General features: G+C 60.4%; 20 protein-coding genes. 13 read left to right on the top strand and 7 right to left on the bottom strand.

Annotated features, from left to right (window positions below; translation table 11 throughout):
* Positions 1-6 precede the first annotated feature (6 nt).
* The gene (locus ACILSR_RS18165) at positions 7-2,751 is read left to right on the top strand and encodes a toll/interleukin-1 receptor domain-containing protein (protein ID WP_395751214.1); all 2,745 of its coding nucleotides are present in this window, start codon (positions 7-9) and stop codon (positions 2,749-2,751) included.
* Positions 2,752-2,763: 12 nt separating this feature from the next.
* On the opposite strand, the gene ACILSR_RS18160 is transcribed toward ACILSR_RS18165, so the two are convergent.
* Both ACILSR_RS18160 and ahcY read right to left on the bottom strand, forming a co-directional pair.
* Positions 2,764-3,867, bottom strand: coding sequence for a patatin-like phospholipase family protein (locus ACILSR_RS18160; RefSeq protein WP_395751213.1), 1,104 nt, complete (start codon positions 3,865-3,867; stop codon positions 2,764-2,766).
* An 863-nt stretch (positions 3,868-4,730) separates the two neighbouring features.
* Entirely contained in the window at positions 4,731-6,134 is a 1,404-nt protein-coding gene (gene ahcY / locus ACILSR_RS18155; protein ID WP_395751212.1) for an adenosylhomocysteinase, read from the bottom strand.
* Positions 6,135-6,274: 140 nt separating this feature from the next.
* Here ahcY and ACILSR_RS18150 point away from each other — a divergent pair, with 140 nt between their 5' ends.
* Positions 6,275-6,919: a DUF1080 domain-containing protein gene (locus tag ACILSR_RS18150; RefSeq protein ID WP_395751211.1), complete on the top strand. Its 645-nt coding sequence runs from the start codon at positions 6,275-6,277 to the stop codon at positions 6,917-6,919.
* 36 nt (positions 6,920-6,955) lie between these two features.
* Complete coding sequence (locus ACILSR_RS18145; RefSeq protein ID WP_395751210.1) at positions 6,956-8,422, top strand: sulfatase; 1,467 nt, start codon at positions 6,956-6,958, stop codon at positions 8,420-8,422.
* 15 nt (positions 8,423-8,437) lie between these two features.
* Here ACILSR_RS18145 and ACILSR_RS18140 read toward each other — a convergent pair whose 3' ends face one another.
* Both ACILSR_RS18140 and ACILSR_RS18135 read right to left on the bottom strand, forming a co-directional pair.
* Positions 8,438-8,566, bottom strand: coding sequence for a hypothetical protein (locus tag ACILSR_RS18140; protein WP_395751209.1), 129 nt, complete (start codon positions 8,564-8,566; stop codon positions 8,438-8,440).
* Between the two features lie 73 nt (positions 8,567-8,639).
* On the bottom strand, positions 8,640-8,876 hold the full coding sequence (locus tag ACILSR_RS18135; RefSeq protein WP_395751208.1) for a hypothetical protein: 237 nt from the start codon (positions 8,874-8,876) through the stop codon (positions 8,640-8,642).
* A gap of 148 nt (positions 8,877-9,024) precedes the next feature.
* On the opposite strand from ACILSR_RS18135, the gene ACILSR_RS18130 reads away from it, so the two are divergent.
* Entirely contained in the window at positions 9,025-10,428 is a 1,404-nt protein-coding gene (locus ACILSR_RS18130; RefSeq protein WP_395751207.1) for a sulfatase, read from the top strand.
* Here the strand turns inward: ACILSR_RS18130 and ACILSR_RS18125 are convergent, their stop codons facing one another.
* Positions 10,429-11,031, bottom strand: coding sequence for a lysophospholipid acyltransferase family protein (locus ACILSR_RS18125; protein WP_395751206.1), 603 nt, complete (start codon positions 11,029-11,031; stop codon positions 10,429-10,431). It abuts the gene before it with no gap.
* A gap of 71 nt (positions 11,032-11,102) precedes the next feature.
* Here ACILSR_RS18125 and ACILSR_RS18120 point away from each other — a divergent pair, with 71 nt between their 5' ends.
* The 4 genes from ACILSR_RS18120 (at position 11,103) to ACILSR_RS18105 (ending at position 16,034) form a co-directional block, all read left to right on the top strand.
* The gene (locus tag ACILSR_RS18120; protein ID WP_395751205.1) at positions 11,103-13,355 is read left to right on the top strand and encodes a heavy metal translocating P-type ATPase; all 2,253 of its coding nucleotides are present in this window, start codon (positions 11,103-11,105) and stop codon (positions 13,353-13,355) included.
* Positions 13,356-13,437: 82 nt separating this feature from the next.
* Complete coding sequence (locus ACILSR_RS18115; protein ID WP_395740516.1) at positions 13,438-13,599, top strand: hypothetical protein; 162 nt, start codon at positions 13,438-13,440, stop codon at positions 13,597-13,599.
* A 45-nt stretch (positions 13,600-13,644) separates the two neighbouring features.
* A complete protein-coding gene (locus ACILSR_RS18110; protein WP_395751204.1) occupies positions 13,645-15,012 on the top strand; it encodes a tetratricopeptide repeat protein in 1,368 nt (455 codons plus the stop codon).
* Positions 15,013-15,131: 119 nt separating this feature from the next.
* A complete protein-coding gene (locus tag ACILSR_RS18105) occupies positions 15,132-16,034 on the top strand; it encodes a DUF475 domain-containing protein (protein WP_395751203.1) in 903 nt (300 codons plus the stop codon).
* Between the two features lie 83 nt (positions 16,035-16,117).
* Here the strand turns inward: ACILSR_RS18105 and ACILSR_RS18100 are convergent, their stop codons facing one another.
* Positions 16,118-17,680 carry a sialate O-acetylesterase gene (locus tag ACILSR_RS18100; RefSeq protein ID WP_395751202.1) on the bottom strand — a complete coding sequence of 521 codons (1,563 nt, stop codon included), beginning with the start codon at positions 17,678-17,680 and terminating at the stop codon, positions 16,118-16,120.
* A 157-nt stretch (positions 17,681-17,837) separates the two neighbouring features.
* On the opposite strand from ACILSR_RS18100, the gene ACILSR_RS18095 reads away from it, so the two are divergent.
* Both ACILSR_RS18095 and ACILSR_RS18090 read left to right on the top strand, forming a co-directional pair.
* Complete coding sequence (locus tag ACILSR_RS18095; RefSeq protein ID WP_395751201.1) at positions 17,838-18,533, top strand: succinylglutamate desuccinylase/aspartoacylase family protein; 696 nt, start codon at positions 17,838-17,840, stop codon at positions 18,531-18,533.
* 111 nt (positions 18,534-18,644) lie between these two features.
* Positions 18,645-19,409, top strand: coding sequence for a hypothetical protein (locus ACILSR_RS18090; RefSeq protein ID WP_395751200.1), 765 nt, complete (start codon positions 18,645-18,647; stop codon positions 19,407-19,409).
* A gap of 39 nt (positions 19,410-19,448) precedes the next feature.
* Here ACILSR_RS18090 and ACILSR_RS18085 read toward each other — a convergent pair whose 3' ends face one another.
* The gene (locus ACILSR_RS18085; protein ID WP_395751199.1) at positions 19,449-20,606 is read right to left on the bottom strand and encodes a pyridoxal phosphate-dependent aminotransferase; all 1,158 of its coding nucleotides are present in this window, start codon (positions 20,604-20,606) and stop codon (positions 19,449-19,451) included.
* 29 nt (positions 20,607-20,635) lie between these two features.
* Here ACILSR_RS18085 and ACILSR_RS18080 point away from each other — a divergent pair, with 29 nt between their 5' ends.
* From ACILSR_RS18080 to ACILSR_RS18070, 3 genes are read left to right on the top strand one after another with little or no spacing between them, the layout of a single operon-like run.
* Positions 20,636-21,307, top strand: coding sequence for a DUF1080 domain-containing protein (locus tag ACILSR_RS18080; RefSeq protein WP_395751198.1), 672 nt, complete (start codon positions 20,636-20,638; stop codon positions 21,305-21,307).
* The gene (locus ACILSR_RS18075; RefSeq protein WP_395751197.1) at positions 21,304-22,431 is read left to right on the top strand and encodes a hypothetical protein; all 1,128 of its coding nucleotides are present in this window, start codon (positions 21,304-21,306) and stop codon (positions 22,429-22,431) included. Before ACILSR_RS18080 ends, ACILSR_RS18075 begins: the two co-directional genes overlap by 4 nt.
* A gap of 5 nt (positions 22,432-22,436) precedes the next feature.
* Positions 22,437-23,963 (top strand): PQQ-dependent sugar dehydrogenase, encoded by a 1,527-nt coding sequence (locus ACILSR_RS18070; protein WP_395751196.1) that lies wholly within the window; start codon positions 22,437-22,439, stop codon positions 23,961-23,963.
* The last annotated feature ends 24 nt before the right edge of the window (positions 23,964-23,987 follow it).

The following is a 23,987-nucleotide window of genomic DNA, read 5'->3' as shown; positions in this document are numbered from 1 at the left end:
CAACTCATGGCCGACCCGGCACCTTCCCCCAGCACTGATACCGACCGCCTCAAACGCGAGTACTGGTGCTTCATCAGCTACCGGCATGCAGACAACAAGGAGCCAGGCCGCCAGTGGGCCACATGGCTGCATCAAACGCTGGAGACGTATGAAGTCCCCGCGGATCTGGTGGGAACGAAAAATCAGCGCGGCGATGTGATCCCGGAGCGCATCTTCCCTGTGTTCCGTGACGAAGAGGAACTGCCGGCAGATGCGAGCCTGTCCACGCCCATCGAGGCCGCTTTGCAGAACTCCCGCTTCCTCGTGGTGCTGTGCTCGCCGAATGCGGTGCGGAGCAGTTTTGTGGCAGACGAGATTCTGCGTTTCAAGCAGCTCGGCAAACAGGACCGCATCCTGGCGGCGATTCTGTATGGCGAACCGACCATGGCCACCAACATGGAGCGCGAGTGCTTTCCGAAGCCGCTGCGGCATGCGATTGATGAGAGCGGACAGCTCATCGAAAAACTGGCGGAACCGATCGCCGCGGATTTTCGACTGCATGACGGCGGGCAGGGCTGGACCTCGCCGGCGGCTTACCGCGATGTGCTGAAAGCGGCGGGCATGCCGGACAAGGCGGCGAACGAGCAGGTGAATGTGTACATGCGGCAGCAAAACCTCATGCTGCTGAAAATCGTGGCCGGAGTGCTGGGCGTGCCGCTGGGGGTTTTGACGGCGCGTGACAAGGCGTACCAAATCGAGAAGCAAAAGCAGCGCGCCAAGGTGCTGCGCCGCTGGCTGACGGCGGTGAGCGGGCTGGCGGTGGCGGCGCTGATCGCCGGCGTGCTCGCAGTGCGCAATGCGAACGAGGCGGAAGCGCAGCGAGATCAAGTGGCCAAGAAATCACACGAGCTGTCCGACACTCTGGGTGTCGCCTACTTCCGTGAAGGCAGCGCCAGGCTGAAGGACCCGCGCACGGCATGCGAAGGGCTGGCCTATTTGGCAAGAGCGGTGCGCGAGCACGGGCATGCCACGGCTGCGAACAGGTTGCTGACCTTTTTGCAACAGCGTGACGTGTGGGTATGCGAGGACGCCGGAGCGGCACCCGCGCCTGCTCCCGTGAAGGAAGAGGAAAAGCCTGTCGTGCCTGCTTTTGTGAAGCCGCCGGTCATTGCGGACAACAAGGAACCGGGGAAGTTTGACCGCGTGGTCAAAGGACCCAACGGGCTCGTCGCTGTGTCCTGGTGCGAGGATGTGGATTCAACCGAAGGCTCCAATCATCCGGGTTCCGGGCTGCATCACTTCCGCGTGTGGGATGCGGATGGCAAACCGCTTTGTGACTGGATCCATGCCAATGCGGAGGCAGATGCGTGGGTGGGCAACATCAATGGCATGACGTTCTCTCCGGACGGCACCTGGCTGGCCGTGACGGTGGAACGCTGGCGCCAGCCAGCCTACCTGCAGATCTGGGATTTTCGCCGCGGCGCGCAGGTAGGAGATACCATGGATGCGACGGGAAAAGACCCGCACTATCAAAGCGCTGACTTCACGAAGCTGGTCTTCATGCCGGAGAAACAGGACGCGGAGAAACGGAGCTGCGCGCTGCTGATTGGTTCCTCGCGCGGAGATGCCTCCTGGGTGGTCATCCACCGGCCGCAGGATGCGGCGGAGTCTTATTTGCAGGATGTGGCCGTGGTTTCGCACCACTCGGCCATCCGCGCGATGCTGCTCCTGCAGGACGCACAGGAAACGTTTGTCACCGCCTCCGACGACGCGGAGGTGTGGTTCACGCCCAAGCCAGGCGACTTGGAAGTCAGCCCGGTACCGGTGCTGAAAATGGAGCAGCCGGTGGACGCCCTGCGCGCAGACACCACAGGCGGCGTTCTGCTGCAAGTGGGGGCACGTCAGCACCGCGCGCTCAAGATCCCTGCTCAATCCCTCGCTGGCAAACCACAGGCGCAATCACGCCTGTGGGTTTACACGAGTGAAGACCGCGAGATCCAGGTGGACCGTAAAAATGAAGGAGACCCGGAGACCATTTTCAAAGGCACAGTGGACGAAGCCATCGTCAAAGCCCATGCGCAGGAGGATCCTGCCGGGCTGAGCATTGAAGGCGCCGGAGGCGCGGTGACCGCCTTCCTGCTGCAGGACGGCAAGGCTCACATGGTGGCGGATGGACGCGGAAGCGAAATCGTGATCGATCCCGAAAAGGGCGCGCACAAACAGACGCTGCGTGGCCTGGTGGCAGACATGCGGCTTACGGCGGGAGGCAGTGCGCTTGTAGCGCTGACGCGTCAGTATGAGTATCAGGTTTTTGACGTGGCCACGGGAGCGCTCCTGTCCCGGCCTCTGGTGGAGTCGGTCTTTTTCACAGATGATCAGGCGGCTTCAGAACTGGAAGCGGCGATGCTTTCGCCGGACCGCTCCGTGCTGCTCACGCGCAGCCTCCACCATGAGCCGCCGAATGTGGATCTGACCTGGACCATGCTGTGGGACTGCGCCTCTGGCGAGCCACTGACCGACCGCATGCTGTATACCGACATCGGGATGGAAAAGCCGCAGATGCCACGAGACCCCTATCTCAACAACGACACCGCCAACATCGAAGGCATGGTACTCTTCCGCGCCAAACCCGCGCTTTATCCCATCCTCTCCGAACTGGGAGAATCCCTCGCTGGACTGCAACTGGACGCGACCGGCGAGCTGCGCGCGGTGAAGCAATCATCCGCACGAGTGAAAGAGCTGCTGCAAAAGCTGGTGGAGATGAGCCGGTGACTTGAGGGTTCCTCAAAGGACGTGCTCCAGTTTCACCTGCTCGCCAAACTTTTGACCTTCTTCAGTCAGGAAGCGGATCATGCGTAGATTGTCCAGGCTGAAGCCGCCGCCGTGGGCTTTCTCGGCCGCGAGCACTTCCGCGACGCTGAATTCGCGGTTGTAGCGCACGTAGGTGAACCGGTCCAGGCCGTGGATATCGGTGGCTTCTGTGTCCAAGGGTGCGCCATGCAGGGTGCGGCCCAGCGCGCGGCAGAGCATGTCCTGCTCCTTTGAAATGGAGTCCATCAGACCGGAGGGCACGGTGGCGGCAAAGCTCAGATTTCCCAGGATGCGGCGCAGAAACGCATTCAGCCGCGGACGAATCTGCCCGGTGCCGATGGAGACGAGGTGCAGGCGGTCAAGCCCGGTCGGCCAGACCACGCGATAGCAGGGCTGCGTGGCCGTGAGGTAGGCGATCAGCGCGGGGTTGTTGTACGCGGTGATGCCGCCGTCCAGAAACTCAAAAGTATGGCGCCCCAGCGTGATCTTTTCCGGCGGGAAATAGACCGGCGCGGCCGTGCTGGCACGCACAAGCTGCCAAAGAGGCAGGTTGAGATTGCGCTCCACATTGGGACTGCCGTCGGCGTTGAGCGCCTGGTTGTACATGGCGTTGGGATTGTTGGAAAGCGGCCACGCAGAACTCGTGGTGGCATTCCTCATCACGATCAGCAGCAGCGTCTTCAGCCGCGAAGTGCCGAGCAGCGCGGGCGTGCCATCCTCTTCAACGAAAATGCTGCGCAGCATGTCCGCGATGTTGCTGTCGCTGAATTTGCCCCGATGGAACTGCCACCACGGCGCGCGTGTGAACATGCGCTGCGCCTGGTCCGAGTAGAGCTGCCGGATGGCCTGCACCGACATGCCCCAGGAAAGAAAGGTGGCGATGATGGCCCCCGTGCTGGTGCCAGCGATGAGGTCAAAGTGATCCGCCAGCACCAGGTCCTTGTTGCCGGTATGGTCCCGCAGCATCCCCTCCATGCGCCCCAGCACCTCAATGGTGAAAACACCGCGAATACCCCCGCCATCGAGTGCTAAAATTCGACGCCTGGGTTTGTCCTGGGTGAGGTGTTCGAGGGTCATGAGCGGACTTTTACGGTGGGGCCTACGGAAGACAAATGCGGATGTCTTTTTACTGGAGCGGCTGATGGGAAGGATGCCCCCGCGGGGAGGCCCTTGGCCCTTGGGGGTGTTTTGCAGGTGAGGGGCGTCGTGCTCATCTCGCGGATCGAGATGACTACTGTGCGGAGCGGGTATTGAAATGTCGCCCGGCTCACCTTGCAAGGCGGCGGCAGCTCTGCCATACTCTTTGCGTAACCAACAACGCTCAGATCATTATGGCCAAAGGCAACAACGCTCACAAAAAGGAAGTCAAAAAGCCGAAGAAGGAAAAGCCCAAGCCGGCACCAGCAGGCCGGAAAAGCTAATGCCGCCCATTTAAGAATGGGATGAAGTTACCCATTGCTTAAAAGCTGCACAGGCTGTCTGGATGATGTCATGTCGCAGCTCTTGACAGGTTTTTCCTGAGCGGTTCGGTGTTGCCGAAACGCATCGCATTTCTGGGTGATTACTTGCCCGGTTTATGAGGAATCGTGACTTTCACCCATGATCTGGCCGAGGCGGTGGCGGGTGCTGCTCCAGGAGCTGTTTGCTTCGTAGGAGCAGTGAATGATCGAGTGAAAGGTCATCCTGACTTACGCCATGAGCGACAAGGCTGCTGCCATCGCGAGTGTGTCTTTGGAGAAGCAGCTGGTGGCGTTGAAGGCGTAGCGTCGCCTTGTGAATGGAAAAACATCGCACACGGAGTGCGCGGACCACTTCACGCTGGATTCGCGCCGCGTTGAACCTCCCCGTGACGAAAAAAAGAGCGGCCATTGCTGGCCGCCCTCGTGGTTCTGGGGGTTGTAATTTTCAGAGGCGGAAAAGAGTGTCCGCGCTCCTCTGCTTTAGTAGCGGTAGTGGTCCGTCTTGTAAGGGCCTTCGACGGGGACGCCGATGTAGTCGGCCTGGTCCTTGGAGAGGACGGTGAGCTTGACACCGATCTTCTTGAGGTGGAGGCGGGCGACTTCTTCGTCGAGCTTCTTCGGAAGCACGGTGACGCCGATTGGGCGGGTGTCCTTGGTTTCCCAGAGTTCGATCTGCGCGAGGGTCTGGTTGGTGAAGCTGTTGCTCATCACGAAGCTCGGGTGGCCGGTGGCGCAGCCAAGATTCACGAGGCGGCCTTCCGCCAGCATGAAGATGCTGTTGCCAGCCGGGAAGGTGTACTTGTCCACCTGGGGCTTGATGTTGAGGCGCTTGACGTCCGTGCGGGCGTTGAGCTTGTCCACCTGGATCTCATTGTCGAAGTGGCCGATGTTACAAACGATGGCCTGGTCCTTCATCTTCTCCATGTGCTCAAGGGTGATGATGTCCTTGTTGCCGGTGGTGGTGACGTAGATGTCTCCGGTGCCGAGCGTGTCCTCGATCGGCATCACGCGGTAGCCTTCCATGGCGGCCTGCAGGGCGCAGACGGGGTCGATTTCCGTCACAATGACCTGGGCGCCCATGCCGCGGAGAGCAGCGGCGCAGCCTTTGCCCACGTCGCCGTAACCGCAGACGACTCCGACCTTGCCGGCGATCATGACGTCCGTGGCGCGCTTGATGCCGTCCAAGAGGGACTCGCGGCAGCCGTAGAGGTTGTCGAACTTGGACTTGGTGACGCTGTCGTTCACGTTGATGGCAGGGAAGAGCAGCTTGCCAGCCTTGGCCATTTCATACAGGCGATGCACGCCGGTGGTGGTCTCTTCGGAGACGCCCTTCAGGTCCTTGACGATCTTGTGGAAGATGCCGGGCTGGTTCTTGGCGATGTCCTTGAGCAGGTCCTTGATGACCTTCACTTCGTGGTTGTCGGAGGGGGTCTCGACCCACTTGTCGCCGTTTTCCATTTCATAACCCTTGTGGATGAGCAGGGTCACGTCGCCACCGTCGTCAACGATGAGCTGCGGGCCGTTGTCGCCGGGGAAGATGATGGCCTTCCAGGTGCACCACCAGTATTCTTCGAGGGTCTCGCCCTTCCAGGCGAAGACAGGGGTGCCGGAGGCAGCGATGGCGGCAGCGGCGTGGTCTTGGGTGGAGAAAATGTTGCAGGAGGCCCAGCGGACGTCAGCGCCCAGTTCCTTCAGCGTCTCGATGAGCACGCCGGTCTGGATGGTCATGTGCAGGGAACCCGTAATGCGGACGCCGGCGAGGGGCTTCTTGGGGCCGTACTTCTCGCGGGTGGCCATCAGGCCGGGCATTTCGCTTTCGGCGATGTCGAGTTCTTTGCGGCCGAAGTCAGCGAGGGCGAAGTCTTTTACTTTGTAGTCGGACATGAGGTGTGGGTCGTGGGTTCAGGTTTGGGTGGAAAGGAACAAATCAACGTATCAAGATACGATGATATGTTCCAAATAGATGCCTGAATGTCAAACGAGGATTTATCCGGCTTGGAGCGCCCGTTTGTTGCTGACCTACCATGAAACTCGTCTCCTTCCTCCCGCTCCTCTGCCTGGCCCTGTCCGTGACCCTCTCAGCGGAAGACCTCCACCCCGCAGCGGACGCCGCTGGCTTCGTCCCGCTCTTCAACGGCAAGGACCTCACCGGCTGGAAAACGACCGGAAACTGGGTGGTGGATGCGGACGGCAGCCTCACGCTGCACCCACGTGAAGGCGAAAAAGGCTGGCAGCGCTACGACGCCTACATCGCCACCGAGAAACAATACGGCGACTTCGTGCTGGACCTGGAATTTAAAATCAACCCCAAGGGCAACAGCGGTGTCTTCATGCGCGTGGCGGACATGAAGGAGCCGGTAAAGACGGGCTTTGAAGTGCAGATCCTCGACACCTACGGCCTGGAAAAACCCGGCCACCATGACTGCGGCGGCATCGTGCACGGCATCGGCCCCTCCAAAAACATGGTCAAACCCGCCGGCGAGTGGAATCGCTACACGATCACGGTCAAAGGCCGCAGCGTGAAGGTGGTCTTCAATGGCGAGGAAGTCATCAACACCACCCTCGAAGACATGAAGATGGCCGACCGGCCGAACGCGGGGCAGATCGCTTTTCAAGATGAAGCGCTTCCTGTGTGGTACCGGAATGTGCGGATCAAGGAGCTGAAGTAGGAGGATAGGCGGAACGGCCTGCGGCGTTTAGCGCAGATGCGCCTCACGTACCTTTTGTTTTGCCTCGCCTTTCCCCTGGCAGCCGCCTTTTCGTCTCCGCCCAACATTCTATTCATCGCCAGCGATGACATGCGCCCGCAGCTGGGCTGCTACGGGGACACCACGGTGAAATCCCCGAACATCGATGCGCTGGCAAAGCGCGGGATGGTCTTTCAGCGCAGCTACGTGCAGCAGGCGCTGTGCTCCCCTTCCCGCATCTCCATGCTCAGCGGGCGCTATCCGGCAACGACGGAGATTTTTGAGATCGGCCGCACGCTGCGCACCACCATGCCAGACATCACCACGCTGCCGCAGCATTTCAAAAACAACGGCTACCACACCCGCAGCCTGGGAAAAATCTACCACGTGGGAATTGATGACGACGCCTCCTGGACCGTGCCCGCCTGGCACAGCCAGAAACCGCGTACCAGCGCCGCGACACAGGAAGCGGTGAAAAAATTTATGTCCGAGGCAAGGGCCAAGGGTGTGGAGATTCCGAAAAACGGCAAAGGCAGCCGCAACAACGCCATTCCCGCCTTTGAGGCCGTGGATTGCGACGATGCCGATTTGCTGGACGGTGACACGGCAGTGAATGCCATCGCCCAGCTCAAGGAGCATGCGAAGAACCCGGCGCAGCCGTTTTTTCTCGCGGTGGGCTTCGCGAATCCACACGTGCCCTGGATCTCGCCGAAGAAGTATTGGGACCTCTATGATCGCAGCGCCCTCAAGCTGGCGACGAATGAGTTCCTGCCCAAAGGCGCGCCACAGTTTGCCGCCACCTCAGGCAATGATTTCCGCGGCTATGCCAATGTTCCGCAGGGAGATCTGCCGGAGCCCTTCAAACGCGAGTGCCTGCACGGCTACTATGCTGCCATCAGCTACGTGGACGCGCAGGTGGGCCGGCTGCTGGCCGCGCTGGATGAGACCGGTCTGGCGAAGAACACCATCATCGTCTTCTGGAGCGACCACGGCTACTACATGGGCGAGCACACCTGGTGGGGCAGCAAGCACAACAACTACGAAGGCGCCACACGCAACTGCCTGGTCATCGCCACGCCCGGCATGAAGCACGCCGGCGAAAAAACGGATGCGCTCGCGCAGTCCGTGGACCTGGCCCCCACGCTGACCGAACTCTGCGGCCTTCCAGCCAGCACCGGCTTTCAGGGACGCAGCCTGAAGCCCGTGCTGGATGATCCCAACGCCACCGTCAACGACGCAGCCTACAGCTGGTATCCCAAAGCAGGCTACCTCGGCGTCACCATGCGCACGGACAAATGGCGCTTTGTCGAATGGACCAAGCCGGGTGCGGCCACCGAGCATGAACTTTACAACATGGTCCACGACCCGCAGAACAACCTCAACGTGGCCGCGAAGCCGGAACACGCCAAGATCATCGAGGCTTTCAGCAAGCGCCTGCGCGAGAAGTTTCCGGTGCAGGAGTTCAAGAACCCTCAGGCAAAATGAATCTCGCAATGACGTCTATTTGACGGCCTTGGGCGAAGGGCGCCAGTCAAGGATCACTGTGGGGACTTCGTCCGGATCCAGCGGCGGTTGATTGTCGGTGGGTTCGGCAGTTTGCGGCTTCAGGGTGGTATCGGCGGCATTCATGGCGGGGGAGTGTCTTGAGGTATCTCTTATGCGGAAAGTCGTGCGGGCGGTTTGCTCAGGGCGCGTGCGCGAATTACTCTTCACCCAGATCTTCTTCGTGATCTTCCAGGTCTTCGTCTGAGATGGCGGCGCCGGTTTCACTGTCATCTTCCACTTTGTCATCAATGCCTTCGTCACCGGCGGTTGTGTCCACGCGTTTCGTGGCGTCCGCAGCCTTTCGGTCGCGGATCACATCGGGGATTTTTTCCGGTTCCAGAGGCGGCGGCGTGATGGGCGGCACCGCTTTTTCGGGTGGGGCTGAAGTATTCATGGAACGAAAATAAAACAACGCTCTCAACCCACAACCCTACCGCCCCCTGTCCCGAACCTCAGGGGAAGCCTGAGGGGCAACAACGCTGCACATGGGCGAAGGATCGCCATCCGCCGGTTCGTTCTGCGACCCACAGCATTCACCTGCCATGCGCCTCCCAGCCCTCCTGATCCTGTCGTTTCTCACGCTGTCTCCGGCACTCGCCGCGGACACTCGCCCCAACGTCCTCCTGATGATGGCGGACGATCTGGCGGCCACGCTGCAGTGCTTTGATTATTCCCAGGCGAAGACACCGAACCTGGATGCGCTGGCAAGGCGCAGCGTGGTGTTCACGCGCACCTACTGCCAGTTTCCCCACTGCAATCCGTCCCGCTCCTCGATGATGAGCGGCCTGCGGCCAAACACGACGCGCGTGACCAACAACGAGGACAATCTGTACACCAACATTCCCGACGTGCTGACGCTGCCGCATCACTTTCGCAACAACGGCTATGCCACGGCGCGCTGCGGAAAGATCTTCCATCTCGGCGTGCCCACGGGACTCGAAAGCATGGACGATCCTCAGGCCTGGGACTTCGGCACGCCCTTCAAAAGCGAGCTGCCCTACCCGCTCAAACGCGAGAGCAGTGTCAAGGTGAAGACGGGCAAAAAGCAGGGTCTCCCCTGGCAGGAAATCCCCGGTGGTGATGACCAGCTTGTGGATGGAAACTTCGCCAAAACCGCCATCGAATGGCTCGGCAAACGCGACAAGAGCAAGCCGTTCTTCCTCGCCGTCGGCTTCCATCGCCCGCACATGCCGCTCGTGGCTCCGGCGCAGTATTTTGACATGTATCCCCTCAAGAACATCACTCTGCCTGAGGCTCCCGCCAATGACGAGGCGGACATCCCCGCGCCTGCACGCAATGGCGCCGTGCCCGGCTACGCGCTGGAGTCCACGCCCGAGCAACGCCGCGCCGCCATCCGCGCCTACCTGGCCTGCGTGAGCTACGTGGACGCCCAGGCCGGGCGCCTGCTGGATGCGATCAAGCAGATGGGACTCGATGACAACACCATCATCATCTTCACCAGCGACCATGGCTGGCATCTCGGCGAGCACGGCCTGTGGCACAAACGCAGCCTGTTTGAAGAATGCGCCCGCGTCCCTTTCATCATGCACACGCCCGGCATGCAGACCGGTGGCAAGCGCAGCCAGAGCCTTGTGGAGCTGCTGGATGTCTATCCCACCCTCTGCGAGCTCTGCGGCGTGCCCGCCCCCACACACCTCCAAGGCCTCAGCCTCACCCCCGTGCTGCGCGATCCTGCGGCATCCATTCAGGACGCAGCGTTCACGCAGGCCCGCCGAGGTGCTGATGCTGAATTCTGGGGACGCACCATCCGCACCGCACGCTGGCGCTGCACGGAATGGGACGAAGGCAAAAACGGGATCGAACTCTACGACCACGACAAAGACCCGCAGGAGTACAAGAACCTTGCCAACGATCCGCAGCACGCAAAGACGCTGAAGGAACTGCGCGCCCGGCTGGCGGAAAAGCTGCCGCCCATCGTGAAGTGATCAATGCTGCCTCAGCCGCAGCACCGCTTCGCGGGCACGGACCAGAAAGTCCACCTTGGACTCCCCCTCCTCCAGCCGGATCGGCTCGCCAAAGGTGACGCTGCCGAGCACGGGCACCGGAAGGATCTCGCCTTTGGGTAGAATGCGGTTGAGGTTCTCCATCCACACGGGAACGAGCTGCACATCCGGGCGTTTTTTGGCGAGATGATAAAGCCCGGGCTTGAAAGGCTGTGGTTCGGGACTGGTCTGGCGGCCACCTTCGGGAAACAGAATGAGCGAATGGCGGTCTCCCATGGCATCCACCATTTCGACCAGCGGATTCGCCTCGGGAGTGGGCTTCTTGCGCTCAATGAGCACCGCGTTAAAAACATGGCAGGCCAGAAACGGCCGCACGCGCCCGACTGACCAGTAGTCCCTGGCGCCCACCATGCGCGTGAGCGCGCGCACCGGCGGCGGCAGCGAGGCCCAGAGCACCGGGCCGTCGAGATTGCTGGTGTGGTTGGCGAAGTACACTCGCTGCACCGGTAATGGAGCACAGCCCTGCCAGCGCGCGATGGAACCGGAAAACACACGCAGCGATCCGGCGATGAGACTGCGAATCATGTGCAAATAGTGCATGTGGAAGATCGGGTTGTCACGCGTCTTGCTCATCCGTATGGATTCGATTCCCACTTATGCCGAATTCCACACCCGCCCCTCCCGATTCATCCCACTGGATGGATGCGCTGGCGAATTTCCTCCTGGATGAACCTGCGGTGGAATCCATTCGGCTAAACCCCGACTCCAAGCGGGTGGAAATGGCCACCCTGGGACGGGTGGATGGCGAACTGCTGCAGGCAAAACTTTCCGAAGTGCTGCGGGCGGTGGATGCCAAATGGCTGAAACAAAACGGCCAGGTCCCGCAGAGCAGCGGCATGCTGGATGTGCAGCAGCAGGCGGACGGCGCGCTCGTGCTGGAAAAACCCTCCTGCCCCACCGCCCCGAAATTCTGGCAATGGCGTGACTTTGCCTGGCCGGAGCCGGATGAACTGGAGCAGGCCAGCGATGACGAGTGGCGCATGCTGGCGCTGCAGGCGGGCATCTGTGCTGGGGCGCTGGTGGCGGGCTATGTGACGGAGCGCTTCTTTGCCGCCCCGGCCTGGCTGCCGAAGACGCTGCTCTCCATCTCTCTGATCGCCGGCGGTTGGGACGCCGCAAAGGACACCTGGGAAAACCTTCGCGAGCGGCGTCTCGACGTGCATTTCCTCATGCTGGCCGTAGCCTTAGGCGCAGTCTCCATCGGCGCATGGGAGGAAGGCGCGCTGCTGCTCTTCCTCTTTTCCACCTCCGGGGCGCTGGAGCATTTTGTGATGTTCCGCACGCACCGGGAGATCAACGCACTGACCAAGGCTGCCCCCAAATTTGCCCACGTGCTGCAACCGGACGGCACAACAGCGGACCGCGGCGTGCAGACGCTGCAGGTGGGAGACGTGATCGTGGTCAAGCCGGACGAACTCTTCGCCGTGGACGGCACCGTGATCGAGGGCTCCACGGCGGCAGATGAATCGACACTCACCGGCGAGGCTGTGCCCATCGAAAAAGAACCGGGGGCATCCATCTTCGGCGGCACTCTAAACCAATGGGGGCTGGTGCAGGTGCGCGTGGACCGCCCGGCCACTCAAAGTGCCCTGGCTAAAATCATCTCCCTGATTCAAACCGCGCAGCACCTGCGCGCCCCCAGCCAGCGTTTCACCGACCGTTTTGGCACACGCTATACTCTGCTCACGCTCGGCGTGGTGGCCTTGATGTTTTTCGTGTGGTGGTTCGCGTTTGGCATTCCACCGCTGGAAAACACCGCGGCATCGAAGTCCGCCTTCTACCGCGCCATGACGCTGCTCGTGGTCATGAGCCCCTGCGCTCTCGTGCTCTCCATCCCTTCGGCCATCCTGGCCGCAATCGCCTGGGGCGCACGGCGCGGAGTGCTGTTCCGGGGCGGCGCCGCGATCGAGAAACTGGCCGAGGTGAACGTCATCGCCATGGACAAGACGGGTACGCTCACGGAAGGCGAGCTGAAGGTGGCAAAGATCGAGAGCTTTCCCGCCGGCCGTGAGCAGGACGTTCTGCGCATCGCGGCCAGTCTGGAGGCGAATTCAAATCATCCCATCGCACGCGCGATCACGCAATATGCCAAGACCCAGGGCGTGGTGATGGACAAGCTGGCGGAATTTCAGTCGATCACCGGCCAGGGCCTGCGCGGGCGCAGCGCCGGAGGGCTGAGCTACGTGGGGCGGCGCGAACTCGTCAAAGACAGCGCCCTGGGGGCCGTGCTGGCCGGGGTGCCAGACGCACCCTTGGGCTTCAGCGAGGTCTGGGTGCTGCATGAGCAGATCGTGGGGCGGGTGCTGCTGAAGGATGAGATCCGCGCCGGCAGCCGGGCCGTGCTGGAAAAGCTGGCCGCTGACGGCGTGCGCACCATCATGCTGACCGGAGACCGCCGCGCTGCGGCGATCGAGGTGGGCGAAAAACTCGGCATCTCCGAGGTGCGTGCCGGTTTGCACCCGGAGGACAAAGTGGCTGCCATCCGGGAGCTGACGCAGTCCGGTCACAAGGTGGCGATGATCGGTGACGGCGTGAATGACGCGCCGAGCCTGGCGGCCGCCTACGTCTCCGTGGCAATGGGAGCGCGTGGCAGCGACGCCGCCCTGGAGCAGAGCGATGTGGTGCTGATGCAGGACAAAATCGAAAAACTGCTCTCAGCGCGGCGCATCAGCCAGCGCGCGCGCCGGATCATCAAACAGAACCTGATCATTTCCCTGGGCAGCGTGATCATCATGGCGGTGGCCTCCCTCTTCGGCTGGGTGCCGCTGACTCTGGGGGTGCTGACGCATGAGGGCAGCACGGTGGTGGTGTGCCTGAACAGCCTGCGCCTGCTGTTTGAGAAGGAGTAAATCCGGCCGCGCATTTTCCTTCCGCGCAACTCCGTGCTGGACGATTCCCACCTTTTCTTCATAAAGTAGGCAAAATTTCGGCATGCGCATTCTCTCCAAAGTCCTCTGGACCATCGCTTTCCTCGTCGCCACCTTTTTCTGGATGGTGCTCTTTGAGCACGGATTCAGCATGAAGGGTCTGACTGAAGGAACAGGTGCCGAACTGCATGGCATCGCCGCCTGGTTCGGTGGCGGGAAGAAGTAGCCGCCGCAATTATTTCATTCAACCAAGACAGGACCCCCAAGCACTATGACCGTTCAGGAAGCCGATCTCGACCCCAAATACCAAGCCCTTTGGAAAAAAGCCCTCATTTCCGCCGAGCGGAAAAACTGGGAGTATGTCATTGACCAGGTCATGCCCATCGTGACCGCCAACGTTGGCTTTTTGGACGGCCGCAAGCTGCTGCGCAGCGCTGAAGGCGAAGTCGTCGGCAGTGGCAAAAAATTCAGCTTCGGCCTCGGCGGCCTGAAGCCCAGCTCCAAAAAGGACCCCGCTGAAACCATCGCGGACATGGAGGAAAACGTGTTCCGCAAGGACCCCTTCAACCTCAGCGCGAACGATCAGCTTTTTGATCTGGCCATGAAGATGAACTACCCGGAACTGGCGTCCTTTGCGCTGGAGACCATCCGCGGCGGTCATCCGGAGAACACCAAGAACATGCACAAGCTGGCGCGCCATTACATGGAGCAAAAGCAGCCCGACAAGGCAGCCTCCACCTACGCCGCCATCGTCAAGATCGATCCGCGCGACATGGAGGCCAAGCAGGGCGAAAAGAACGCCGCAGCGCAAAGTTCCATCCAAAACCAGGGCTGGAACTCCGGCAACTTCAACGAAACCAAGAAGAACTCCGCCGAGGCTGAGGAGATGGAAATGTTCAACCGCCAGGGCATGACCCAGGAGCAGATGGAAAATCTGCTGGCCAGAACCATCGAGCAGTACAATGCAGACCAGACCAACATCGTCGTGGTCAAGCGCATGTCCGAACTCTACGAGCGCCTCAACCAGCTCGATACCTCCCTCATGTTCTTTGACTACGCCCTCACCCTGAACCCCGGGGACGTGGCGCTCCAGCGCAAGGTGGAAATCCTTCGCGACAAGGTGCAGGACCAAAAAATCGCCGATTACGAGCGTGAGATCGAAGCCGATCCGGAAGCGCCCGACATCGAGGACAAACGCGCACAGCTCGCGGAAATCCGCCGCCAGCGCGCCAGCGTCGTCATCAACGAAGCGAAGACCCGCGTGGACCGCAATCCCACGGACAAGGCCCTGCGTTACGAACTGGGCCAGGCCTACTTCAATGCGGGCATGTATGGAGAAGCCCTCCCCGAGCTGCAGCAGGCCAAGGCCAGCCCGAACCTGCGCATCAAGGCGATCCTCATGCTCGGCCGCTGCTTCGAGCGCAAGAACATGAACGACCTGGCCAAAACCTCCCTGCTGGAGGCCTCCAAGGAGCTCCTCGTCATGGACGCCACCAAGAAGGAAGTCCTCTACGAACTGGCCAACGTGCTGGAAAAAATGGGCGACAAGGCAGCCAGCCTGGAAGCTCTCAAGGAAATCTACAACGCCGACTACGGCTACAAGGACGTGGCACGGCGCGTGGAATCCTCCTACACCTAATCAAGCTTACGCCATCTGCGCCTGAGACACCCCGTTTTCGCATTCCGAAAACGGGGTGTTTTTCTTTCACCTGAATTGGTACTGGAAAGCCCTGTGCCCGTCCGCCATCTTGCAGGCTGATGATACACGTATTTCTCGCCGCCACGGACACATTGACCATGATCAAAGAAGGCATCCCTGTGGTGCTGGCTCTGATCTTGATCGAGGGCCTGCTCTCCGTGGACAACGCGCTGGCGATTGCCGCGATGGCTTCGCACTTGAACGAAGAGCAGCGCAAGAAGGCGATGAACATCGGCTACGCCGGCGCCTACGGCTTCCGCATCATCGCCCTCCTGACCGCCAGCCTCATCATGGGGAACCATTGGCTGATGCTCCTGGGCTCTCTTTACCTCGTGTGGCTGATGTGCTCCCACTTTGCCGACCAGGACGACGACGATGAGACCGGTGAGGGCAAGGCAAAGAAAGTGCCCCAGAGTTTTGCCTCCACGATCGCCATGATCGCCCTTCTGGACCTGAGCCTGAGCTTTGACAATGTGGTCGCCGCCGTGGCCTTTGCGCGGGACAGCAAGGTGCTGGTGTACATCGGCGTCACGCTGGGCATCATCACGCTGAGGCTGGTGGCGGGCTACTGCATCAAGCTCCTGGAACGCCAGCCTTGGCTGGAGCACACCGCGTTTCTCCTCGTGGGCTTCGTGGGCCTGCTGCTGGGCCTGGAACTTTATTGGGACCAGTATGTCAAACACGTCGTCGAACCCGGCGGCTTCAGCCTCATCAGTGAAGGAGGCGGGCACTACCACATCGCCAAATCAGTAAAATTTGCCGGCATCATTGGCATCCTTTTGCTGCATCTTGCGTATGAGAAAAATGCCGCCGTCAAAGGCGTGCTGCGTCCTCTGCTCCGCCTCTTCCGCCTGCCAGTGAAGATCGTGGCCAAAGTCGCAGGCGCGGTCTTCGGTTTGATCGCCTGGCCCTTCAATGCCATCTGGAAAGCCGTGAGCCGGAAGTCCGCGAGCAAGGCATAGACTTGGTCTAAAAATAAAATCCCCCGGCGGTGATGCCGGGGGATTCAGATCGTCGGGTGATGTGATGTGACTTGATGCGTCGCTTACGGCTTCGGCTTGGTCAGCATCTCGAAGTCATCGCTGCGAAACGGGGTCACCGGCAGACCATCGGCACTGTAGAGGTTGCAGACCGGATTGTCCGCCCAGGCGTAGCGGACGGCGATGGGCTTGGCAACTCCCTTGGCACTGACCACGACCGTGTCCTTGCCGGCGATCTTCGCCTCGGCCCAGACCCAATTCTTGTCCTCACCGCAGACGGCAAAGCCCTTCACTTCGCTGATGTCCACTGTGCGCAGTGTGCTGCCGAAGGTGTCGAGCGTGACGGTGGCCTTGTCACCGTTGAACTCGACCGCTTTGAACTCGGGGCTGCGATAGGGCAGCTTCATGCCATAGTCCTTCACCAGTGCCCAGCGGGCCAGGCGCTCGGCCACATCGCGCTTGTTCTTCGGGTGGATGTCATTGGCATCGCCAAGATCGATGATGACGGCCTGGCCGCCGTTCTTGATGGCGTTCTGCGTCTTCGTCTGGCTCTCGCGCAGTTCGGCCCATGAGCTGGTGACGGCCTGCCCCGCGTCGGTTTTCTCTCCCATGAAGTCAGCCAGCTGCACCCAGTAGAAGGGAAAATCTCCCTGCTTCCATTCATTGCGCCAGTTCTGGATCATGAAGGGGAAGAGGCTGGCGTATTCATAAGCGCGGCTCGCGTTGGTTTCGCCCTGATACCAGATGGCTCCTTTGATGCCGTAGCCGATGGTGGGCAGCAAAGCGCCATTGTAGATATTGGCAGGACGCGCATTGCCCTTCAGCCATGCATCTGGCGGGTTAGGGGCACGTTCAGCGAAAACTTTATTGGTCTTGAGCGCCTCTTCCTGCCGTTTCTTCCAGGCAGCGAGATCCCTTTGGTATTTTTCGATTCCGGCGGCACCTTGAAGTGCAAATTCATTCTTCTTGGTGTTGTCCATCAGCAGCTTGAAGCGCGGATCTTTCTCCAGTTCACCACGGTTCACCCAGGCCTCGCAGGCACTGCCGCCCCAGGCGTTGTTGATCAGGCCCACCGGCACATCCAGCATCTTGTGCAGCACCCGGCCATAAAAGAAACCGACTGCGCTGAAGCCGCCCACCGTGGCTGGGGAGCACTCTTTCCACTCGCCCTTGAAATCCTTCTGCGGCTCCTGCGTGCCGACATTCGGCACAGTAATCAGGCGGATGTTGGGAAACTTCGCCGAGGCGATTTCCAGATCCGAGTCCCAGCTGGAGCTGACGCTCCACTGCATGTTGGACTGGCCGGAGCAGATCCACACCTCGCCCACGAGCACGTTTTTGATTTCCTTCACGCTGCTGCCTTGGATGGAAAGCGTGGCAGGCTTGTCGCTCGCGGGCACGGGATCGAGCTTCACCGTCCACTTGCCGTCGGCGCCGGCCTTGGCGGTTTTGGTTTGATCGCCAAACTTCACCGTCACCTCCGTCCCGGGTGCGTCCCAGCCCCACAGCGGATTGGTCTGCTTCTGCTGCAGCACCATGTTGTCGCCAACGATGGCGGGGAGTTTAAGTTCAGCGCGGGCATTGAGCGCCAGCGCGGCGAGGAGGGTGGTAAGTGAGAGGAGTCTCATGGTTCAAATAGAGGGGCAAAGAAACGCAGCGGGACAGGCGATTTTCAAAGTCTTTTCGTTCCTCCCCGGCAGCATCCCTCCCTGTGAAACCTGGCGCATCACAAGTCAGCGCTTGAAACGGCGGCTCTTCCCTCTCATTTGAAGTTCTTCTTTTCTGATGATCGAACAACGCCCGCCAGCATCAGACAACTTCCTGCCGAAGATTGTCAGCCAGCCTGTGAAGTCCGGCCATGGCATGAAGATCGGCATCTTCGCCGGCATTCATGGCGATGAAGAAGCAGGCACCCTGGCCACCCACGAACTCATCGCCTGGGCTTCTGGAAAACCGGAGGAACTGCATGACTACGAGCTGCATTTCTTTCCGGTGTGCAATCCCACCGGCTGCCACCTCGGCACCCGACACAGCCACAGCGGGCTGGATCTGAACCGCGAATTCTGGTGCGGCTCCGTCGAGCCCGAAGTCATCTTCCTCGAAGCCGAGCTGCGCCGTGAAAGCTACGATGGCATCATCTCTCTGCACTCAGACGACACCTCAGATGGCTGCTACGGCTTCGTCAGCGGCGCACTGCTCAGCGAGCACCTGCTGGAACCCGCGCTGCAGGCCTCGAGCCAGTTTCTGCCACGCAACGAACAGGACATCATCGACGGCTTCCGCGCCTCTCGCGGCATCATCAAAGAAGGCTACCTCGGCATCCTCCGCGCCCCACCCGAGCAGCGACCACATGCCCTGGAGATCGTGTTTGAAACACCCGCGCTCGCGCCCATGGATGCTCAGGTGAAGGCGACGGTGGCGGCGGTGAAGAGGATTTTGGCGGAGTATCGGGAGCTGCAGGCGTATGCGGCGAACTTGTAGCAACTGCCGGCCATTACCACATGCAGATTCACGAGTTGCTCTGCCTCCACCCGATAAGTCGGTCTATTTGCTCGACAAAATTGTCCTGACCTACATTTTTGCTTCAACCATATGAACAGTCGTCAGCTTATCGTTCCAGTATTGCTGGTCGTACTCTCAGCCAGTGTCGTGGCCGAGTCAGCCATCCCGGAGAAGGTGTCGGATTGGATTCCGACTGACATAGATTTTGCTGCGATGCACCCGTTTTATGGAGCGGCTAATCGCGTCGGTACAGTTTGGGATGTGTATAAAAGTGCCGGAAATGTGAAAGTTCGGAAAAATGCTTGGAAACAGGACTACCCCTCAATCGAGGTCGCAGGAGGCAAGCTGCTTTGTGCTAACGATGGAGAGTTCGGATCAACTGTTTTCTGGCAACCGGGCAAAGCCGAGAAGGTCGCGATATCGCACGACCAAGTTCAAGAATTTTTCAGTGTATCGGATCACATCTACGCATTATCTGGAATCGCCCATGGGGGCACGAATGTTGGCGAGGTTCTCTCGTTTGTACGCGCAGAAAAAACGTGGGCTATATCGCGGCTCTGCAAGCTAGCCGATGAGCCTCAAGTTGCAGTTCCTGAAACCACCAAGACTTTTCTTGTCCTAACCTATAGTAGCTTGTGCCGGGTTTCTATTGATGGCTGGATCCAGCTGCTCGTTGTGTCAGCTCGGTGGAATGGCCTACACCCACGATCGCTGGTCGTTGGAGATGATGGTTTTGCTTATGTAGGGTTTAGCCAGCGTATTGCCAAAGTAGATTTGAAGACTGGCGACACTACCTACCTCATCCCATATGAAGGCATATTCGAGGACGACGTGAAGATTGACTCTGTCAAATAGTACAACAGGGCGGTGTTCGCCGCGAATCACCACTGCAACTTACCTCCCCTGCCTCACTCTCAGCAGCTTCTCCCCGGCCGCATTCAGCGTCTCCAACTGCTTCGCATAATGAAAGCGGATGAAGCGATGCTCGGGTTCCCGGAAGAAACTGGAGCCTGGGACGCCGGCCACGCCGACTTCTTTGACGAACCATTCGGCTGCCTCGGTATCCGTTGGGAACTCGAGCGATGAAATGTCCATGAGAACGTAGTAGGCCCCATGCGGTTCGGTAAACGGCAGGCCCGTAGCACGGAGGTGATTGAGAAAGACATCACGCTTCTCCCTGTAAAGATTGCGCAGGCCCTGATAGTAGCTGTCCGGCAGTTCGAGACCAGCGACAGCGGCCTCCTGCAACGGCGCAGCGGCACCGACAGTGAGGAAGTCGTGCACCTTGCGCGCCTGCGCGATGATGTGCGGCGCGGCCTGCACATAACCCAGACGCCACCCGGTGATGGAGTAGGTCTTTGACAACGAATTGCACACGATCACACGCTCCGCCGCTCCAGGCAGCGAGTGCATGTACACATGCTCATGCGGCGCATAGACGATGTGCTCGTAAGGCTCGTCCATGATGACAAAAGCATCGTGCTTTTCCGCGAGATCGAGGATCATCTGTAATTCTTCGCGCGTGAAAACCTTACCGGTGGGGTTGGACGGATTGCAGACAATGATGGCCTTCGCCCCCTGCGCAAAGGCGCGCGCGAGTTCATCGGGATCAAAGCCAAAGTGCGGCGGACGCAGCGGCAAATAGATCGGCTCGGCGCCGGAGAGGATGGCGTCCGCGGCGTAGTTCTCATAGAAAGGCGAGAACACGATCACCTTGTCCCCCGGTTCGCAGCAGGTCATCATGGCACACATCATGGCCTCCGTGCTGCCGCAGGTGACGACGAGGTTTTGGTCCGGATCCACCGGCACGCCGGAGAAATGCGTGATCTTTTTGGCCAATGCCTGCCGAAAGCGCGGCGCACCCCACGTCACCGCATACTGATGAAAGTTGCCGCGCGTCGCGCGCTCCAGCGCGGCGAGGATTTCCTCCGGCGGATTGAAGTCGGGAAAGCCCTGGGAAAGATTGATCGCGCCATGCTGGTTCGAGAGGCGCGTCATGGCACGAATGACCGATTCAGTGAAGGCGTGGAGGCGGCGGGAAGTTGCAGGCATCCTTGCGATTTGGGCGAGAAGCCGCCACCATGCAACCAACCAATCTGCCCCACATGCTGCGCCACCTTCTCCTGCTCGCCTTGCTGCTCCCCCTTTCCTGCCGTGCTGCCGAGGAGTGGCAGACCCTCTTCAATGGCAAGGACCTCACCGGCTGGCGTGCCAACGTGATGCCCGAATCCTTCACCGTCGTGGACGGCGCCATCCGCGCCCATGCCACCAAGCCCAGCGCCCACATGTTTTATGCGGGCGATACCAAGGAAGGCTTCGTGCCGTTCAAAAACTTCATCTTTGAAGCCACCTGCCGCGGCGAGCCAAACTCAAACTCCGGCATTTTCATCCACACAGACATGACCACGCGGGACAGTGCGCTCCATCTCGCAAAAGGCTACGAAATCCAGCTCAACAGCACCGCCAAGGAAAAGCGCAAAACCGGCAGCCTCTATGCCGTGGTGGATCTCGCCCAGTCACCCGTGGATGAGACCCAATGGTTCCAAGTGCGCATCACCGTGAACGGCAAGCGCATCCAGATCCACCTCAATGACAAGCCCGTCGTGGACTACACCGAGCCGGACAACGTCACACGCCCGCCTGAGCGCGCCGGGCGCCTGATCAATCCGCAGGGCGGCGGCATCGCGCTGCAGGCGCATGATCCGGGCAGCGTGTTATATTTCAAAGACATCCGCATTCAGCGCCTGCCATGAAGCTTCATCTTCCTATGTCTCCCGCCATCCTTCGTATCCCACTTCTCGGCCTCGCGCTGCTGCTTCACGCCACGGCGTGGGGCCAGAAAGCCGAGGTCAAACCGCAGCCGCCTGCCGCGGCCAAGCCGCAGACGATCAAGATCGCCATGCGCGACGGCCTGCGCTTTGACCCGCCACGCTTTGAAAGCAAGCCAGGCGCGGATGTGGTCATCAGCCTGGAGAATCTCGATTCCACCGATCAGATGCACAATTTCGTGCTCGTAAAACCAGGCAGGCGCGATGCCATCGTGAACGCCTCTCTTCAACTGGCAGACAAAGGCCCTGCCCTGCAGTTCGTGCCGCCAGGGACGGATGTGCTGGCCGCCTCCAAACTGCTGGCTCCGGAAAAGAAGGATTCCCTGCGCCTCTCGCTGCCGAAGGAGCCGGGCATCTATCCCTTCGTATGCACCTTCCCCGGCCATGGTCTGGTGATGTATGGCGCGGCCTATGTGGGCGTAAAAATGCCACCGCTGAAACAGGACAAAAACATTCCGGCCACCGCAGCGCAAACCTTCATCGCCGGCGGCGGCAGGCGTCCCTTTGTGCAGCGCATCTTCATGCCCAACAGCGGCCCCGCTGCCATCGCGATCGCGCTGCCGGGAGACTTGAACGCCTGCTGGGATGCGGGCCAATGCCGCATCCGCTACGTGTGGAAAGGCGAGTTCATCGATGCCACGAAGAACTGGGCGGGGAATGGCCGCGACCTGCCCAAGCTCGGCGATAAACCCTTCTGGACCGCCGAACCCGATGAAATGGCGATCCGCTTTGGCGGCGCCACCGCCGCAGCCCCGCAGGCCAAATTTCTCGGCTACACGCTCGACCAAGGCTTCCCCACCTTCCGCTACTCACTCGACGGCATCGAGGTGAAAGAAAAGATTGCGGTCAACAAGGCTGGAGAAGTGACGCGCGAATTCAAAATCCCCAAGGCCACCAGCGATGTGTTCATATCCGTTGGCGACAATCCCAACGGCGAAGGCTTCGCCGCCTGGCGCTCCCCTTCCGGAAAACGCGATGGTGGCACCTTGCATTTCACCCAGGAAGAAGCGGCGGCCTTCACACTCACTCTCGCAACCATCAAACAATAAGCCTCATGCACCGTCTCCTCTCCATCTCTCTGGGCTGCGTGATCCTGGGCACTGCGAGCCTGCCTGCGCAGAAGGCCAAGCCGGAACCCGCAGACAGCTTTTACTCCATCGGCAAACTCATCATGCCCAATGGCGTCGCGCCGGAAATCGGCGGACTCGGCGTCATGCCGGACGGCCGCATCGCCGCATGTTTCCACCATGGGCAGGTCGCGATCTACCAGCCGAAGGACAAGACATGGAAAACCTTTGCCGAAGGCCTGCATGAGCCGCTGGGCCTCCTCGTGGAAGATGCGCACAGCATCCTCGTCATGCAGCGCCCTGAGCTGACCCGCCTGCGCGACACCGACGGCGATGGCGTGTGCGACAGCTACGAAACACTCTGGGACGGCTTTGGCATGAGCGGAAACTACCACGAGTTTGCCTTCGGCCCCGTGCGTGCGCCGGATGGCAGCGTGGTCGTATCGCTCAATCTCGCTTCTCAAGGTGACACGATTTTCAAAGAAGTGCGCGGCCAGTTCAGCGACATCGGCGTGCCACGCGCGCAGTTCTATGAGGGATGGAAAAAAGTGAGCAAAGATGTGGGCCGCATGTACTCGCGCGTGCCGTATCGCGGCTGGGTGGTGAAGATCGATCCCACCACCGGAGCGGCGCAGCCATGGGCCTGCGGCTTCCGCTCACCGGATGGCATCGGCTTTGATGCCGCCGGCAATCTGCTGGTGGACGACAACCAAGGCGACTGGCGCGGCACCAGCGAACTCTTCGTGGTAAAGCAGGACGGCTTCTACGGCCATCCTGCCAGCCTCGTGTGGCGCAAGAACTGGGATGGCCGCGTGCCTCTGCAAGTCCCCGTGGCCGATCTGGAAAAGCTGCGCACTCCCGCCGCCGTGTGGTTCCCGCATGGTCATTTTGCCAATTCGCCCACGCAGATCGTGCAGATCCCATCCACCAAAGCATGGGGACCTTTCGCAGGCCAGACCATCGTAGGAGAAATGAACTCGCCCAAAATCCTCCGCGTGCTGCTGGAGGAAGTCGGCGGCGTCTGGCAGGGCGCGACTCTGAACTGGATCCAAAGCGAAACGCTCAAACGCGGCGTGCACCGCTTCACATTCGCCAATGATGTGCTGTATGTCGGGCGCACGCATCTTTCCTGGGCAGGAAGCGAGGGCATCGGCACCATCACCCCCACGGGCAAGGTGCCGTTTGATGTGCTGGACATGAAGATCACGTCCAAGGGCTTTCGCTTCACCTTCACCGAGCCGTTGGATGAAACCTCCGGCGGCGAGGACCTGTGGGCCGGCGAACACTACACGTACAACTACCACAAGGAATACGGCTCGCCGCAGATCGCCAAGGATGAGATTGAGGTCACCAAAGTCACCCTGAGCGCTGACCGCAAAACGGCGGAGATCGAGCTGCCAGACTGGGCGCTGAACCACGTCTATGAATTTCGTCTGGACAATCTCAAGTCGGACTCCGGCAGGCTGCTGCTGAACCCACGCATCGCCTACACCGTGCGGAAAGTGCCGCAGTGAAATAGCCGCCGCGAAATTCCTCCT

It is taken from the genome of Prosthecobacter sp. (assembly GCF_044222565.1).
In the GTDB taxonomy this organism is placed as follows: domain Bacteria; phylum Verrucomicrobiota; class Verrucomicrobiia; order Verrucomicrobiales; family Verrucomicrobiaceae; genus Prosthecobacter.
The sequence above is the reverse complement of the archived record's forward strand: the minus strand, read 5'-3'. Positions and strand labels throughout refer to the sequence as shown.

Bases quoted from the DNA above. Each gene is read 5' to 3' on its own strand.
- ACILSR_RS18165 (WP_395751214.1), top strand. From the start codon at position 7: ATGGCCGACCCGGCACCTTCCCCCAGCACTGATACCGACCGCCTCAAA.
- ACILSR_RS18160 (WP_395751213.1), bottom strand. From the start codon at position 3,867: ATGACCCTCGAACACCTCACCCAGGACAAACCCAGGCGTCGAATTTTA.
- ahcY (WP_395751212.1), bottom strand. From the start codon at position 6,134: ATGTCCGACTACAAAGTAAAAGACTTCGCCCTCGCTGACTTCGGCCGC.
- ACILSR_RS18150 (WP_395751211.1), top strand. From the start codon at position 6,275: ATGAAACTCGTCTCCTTCCTCCCGCTCCTCTGCCTGGCCCTGTCCGTG.
- ACILSR_RS18145 (WP_395751210.1), top strand. From the start codon at position 6,956: ATGCGCCTCACGTACCTTTTGTTTTGCCTCGCCTTTCCCCTGGCAGCC.
- ACILSR_RS18140 (WP_395751209.1), bottom strand. From the start codon at position 8,566: ATGAATGCCGCCGATACCACCCTGAAGCCGCAAACTGCCGAACCCACC.
- ACILSR_RS18135 (WP_395751208.1), bottom strand. From the start codon at position 8,876: ATGAATACTTCAGCCCCACCCGAAAAAGCGGTGCCGCCCATCACGCCG.
- ACILSR_RS18130 (WP_395751207.1), top strand. From the start codon at position 9,025: ATGCGCCTCCCAGCCCTCCTGATCCTGTCGTTTCTCACGCTGTCTCCG.
- ACILSR_RS18125 (WP_395751206.1), bottom strand. From the start codon at position 11,031: ATGATTCGCAGTCTCATCGCCGGATCGCTGCGTGTGTTTTCCGGTTCC.
- ACILSR_RS18120 (WP_395751205.1), top strand. From the start codon at position 11,103: ATGCCGAATTCCACACCCGCCCCTCCCGATTCATCCCACTGGATGGAT.
- ACILSR_RS18115 (WP_395740516.1), top strand. From the start codon at position 13,438: ATGCGCATTCTCTCCAAAGTCCTCTGGACCATCGCTTTCCTCGTCGCC.
- ACILSR_RS18110 (WP_395751204.1), top strand. From the start codon at position 13,645: ATGACCGTTCAGGAAGCCGATCTCGACCCCAAATACCAAGCCCTTTGG.
- ACILSR_RS18105 (WP_395751203.1), top strand. From the start codon at position 15,132: ATGATACACGTATTTCTCGCCGCCACGGACACATTGACCATGATCAAA.
- ACILSR_RS18100 (WP_395751202.1), bottom strand. From the start codon at position 17,680: ATGAGACTCCTCTCACTTACCACCCTCCTCGCCGCGCTGGCGCTCAAT.
- ACILSR_RS18095 (WP_395751201.1), top strand. From the start codon at position 17,838: ATGATCGAACAACGCCCGCCAGCATCAGACAACTTCCTGCCGAAGATT.
- ACILSR_RS18090 (WP_395751200.1), top strand. From the start codon at position 18,645: ATGAACAGTCGTCAGCTTATCGTTCCAGTATTGCTGGTCGTACTCTCA.
- ACILSR_RS18085 (WP_395751199.1), bottom strand. From the start codon at position 20,606: ATGCCTGCAACTTCCCGCCGCCTCCACGCCTTCACTGAATCGGTCATT.
- ACILSR_RS18080 (WP_395751198.1), top strand. From the start codon at position 20,636: ATGCAACCAACCAATCTGCCCCACATGCTGCGCCACCTTCTCCTGCTC.
- ACILSR_RS18075 (WP_395751197.1), top strand. From the start codon at position 21,304: ATGAAGCTTCATCTTCCTATGTCTCCCGCCATCCTTCGTATCCCACTT.
- ACILSR_RS18070 (WP_395751196.1), top strand. From the start codon at position 22,437: ATGCACCGTCTCCTCTCCATCTCTCTGGGCTGCGTGATCCTGGGCACT.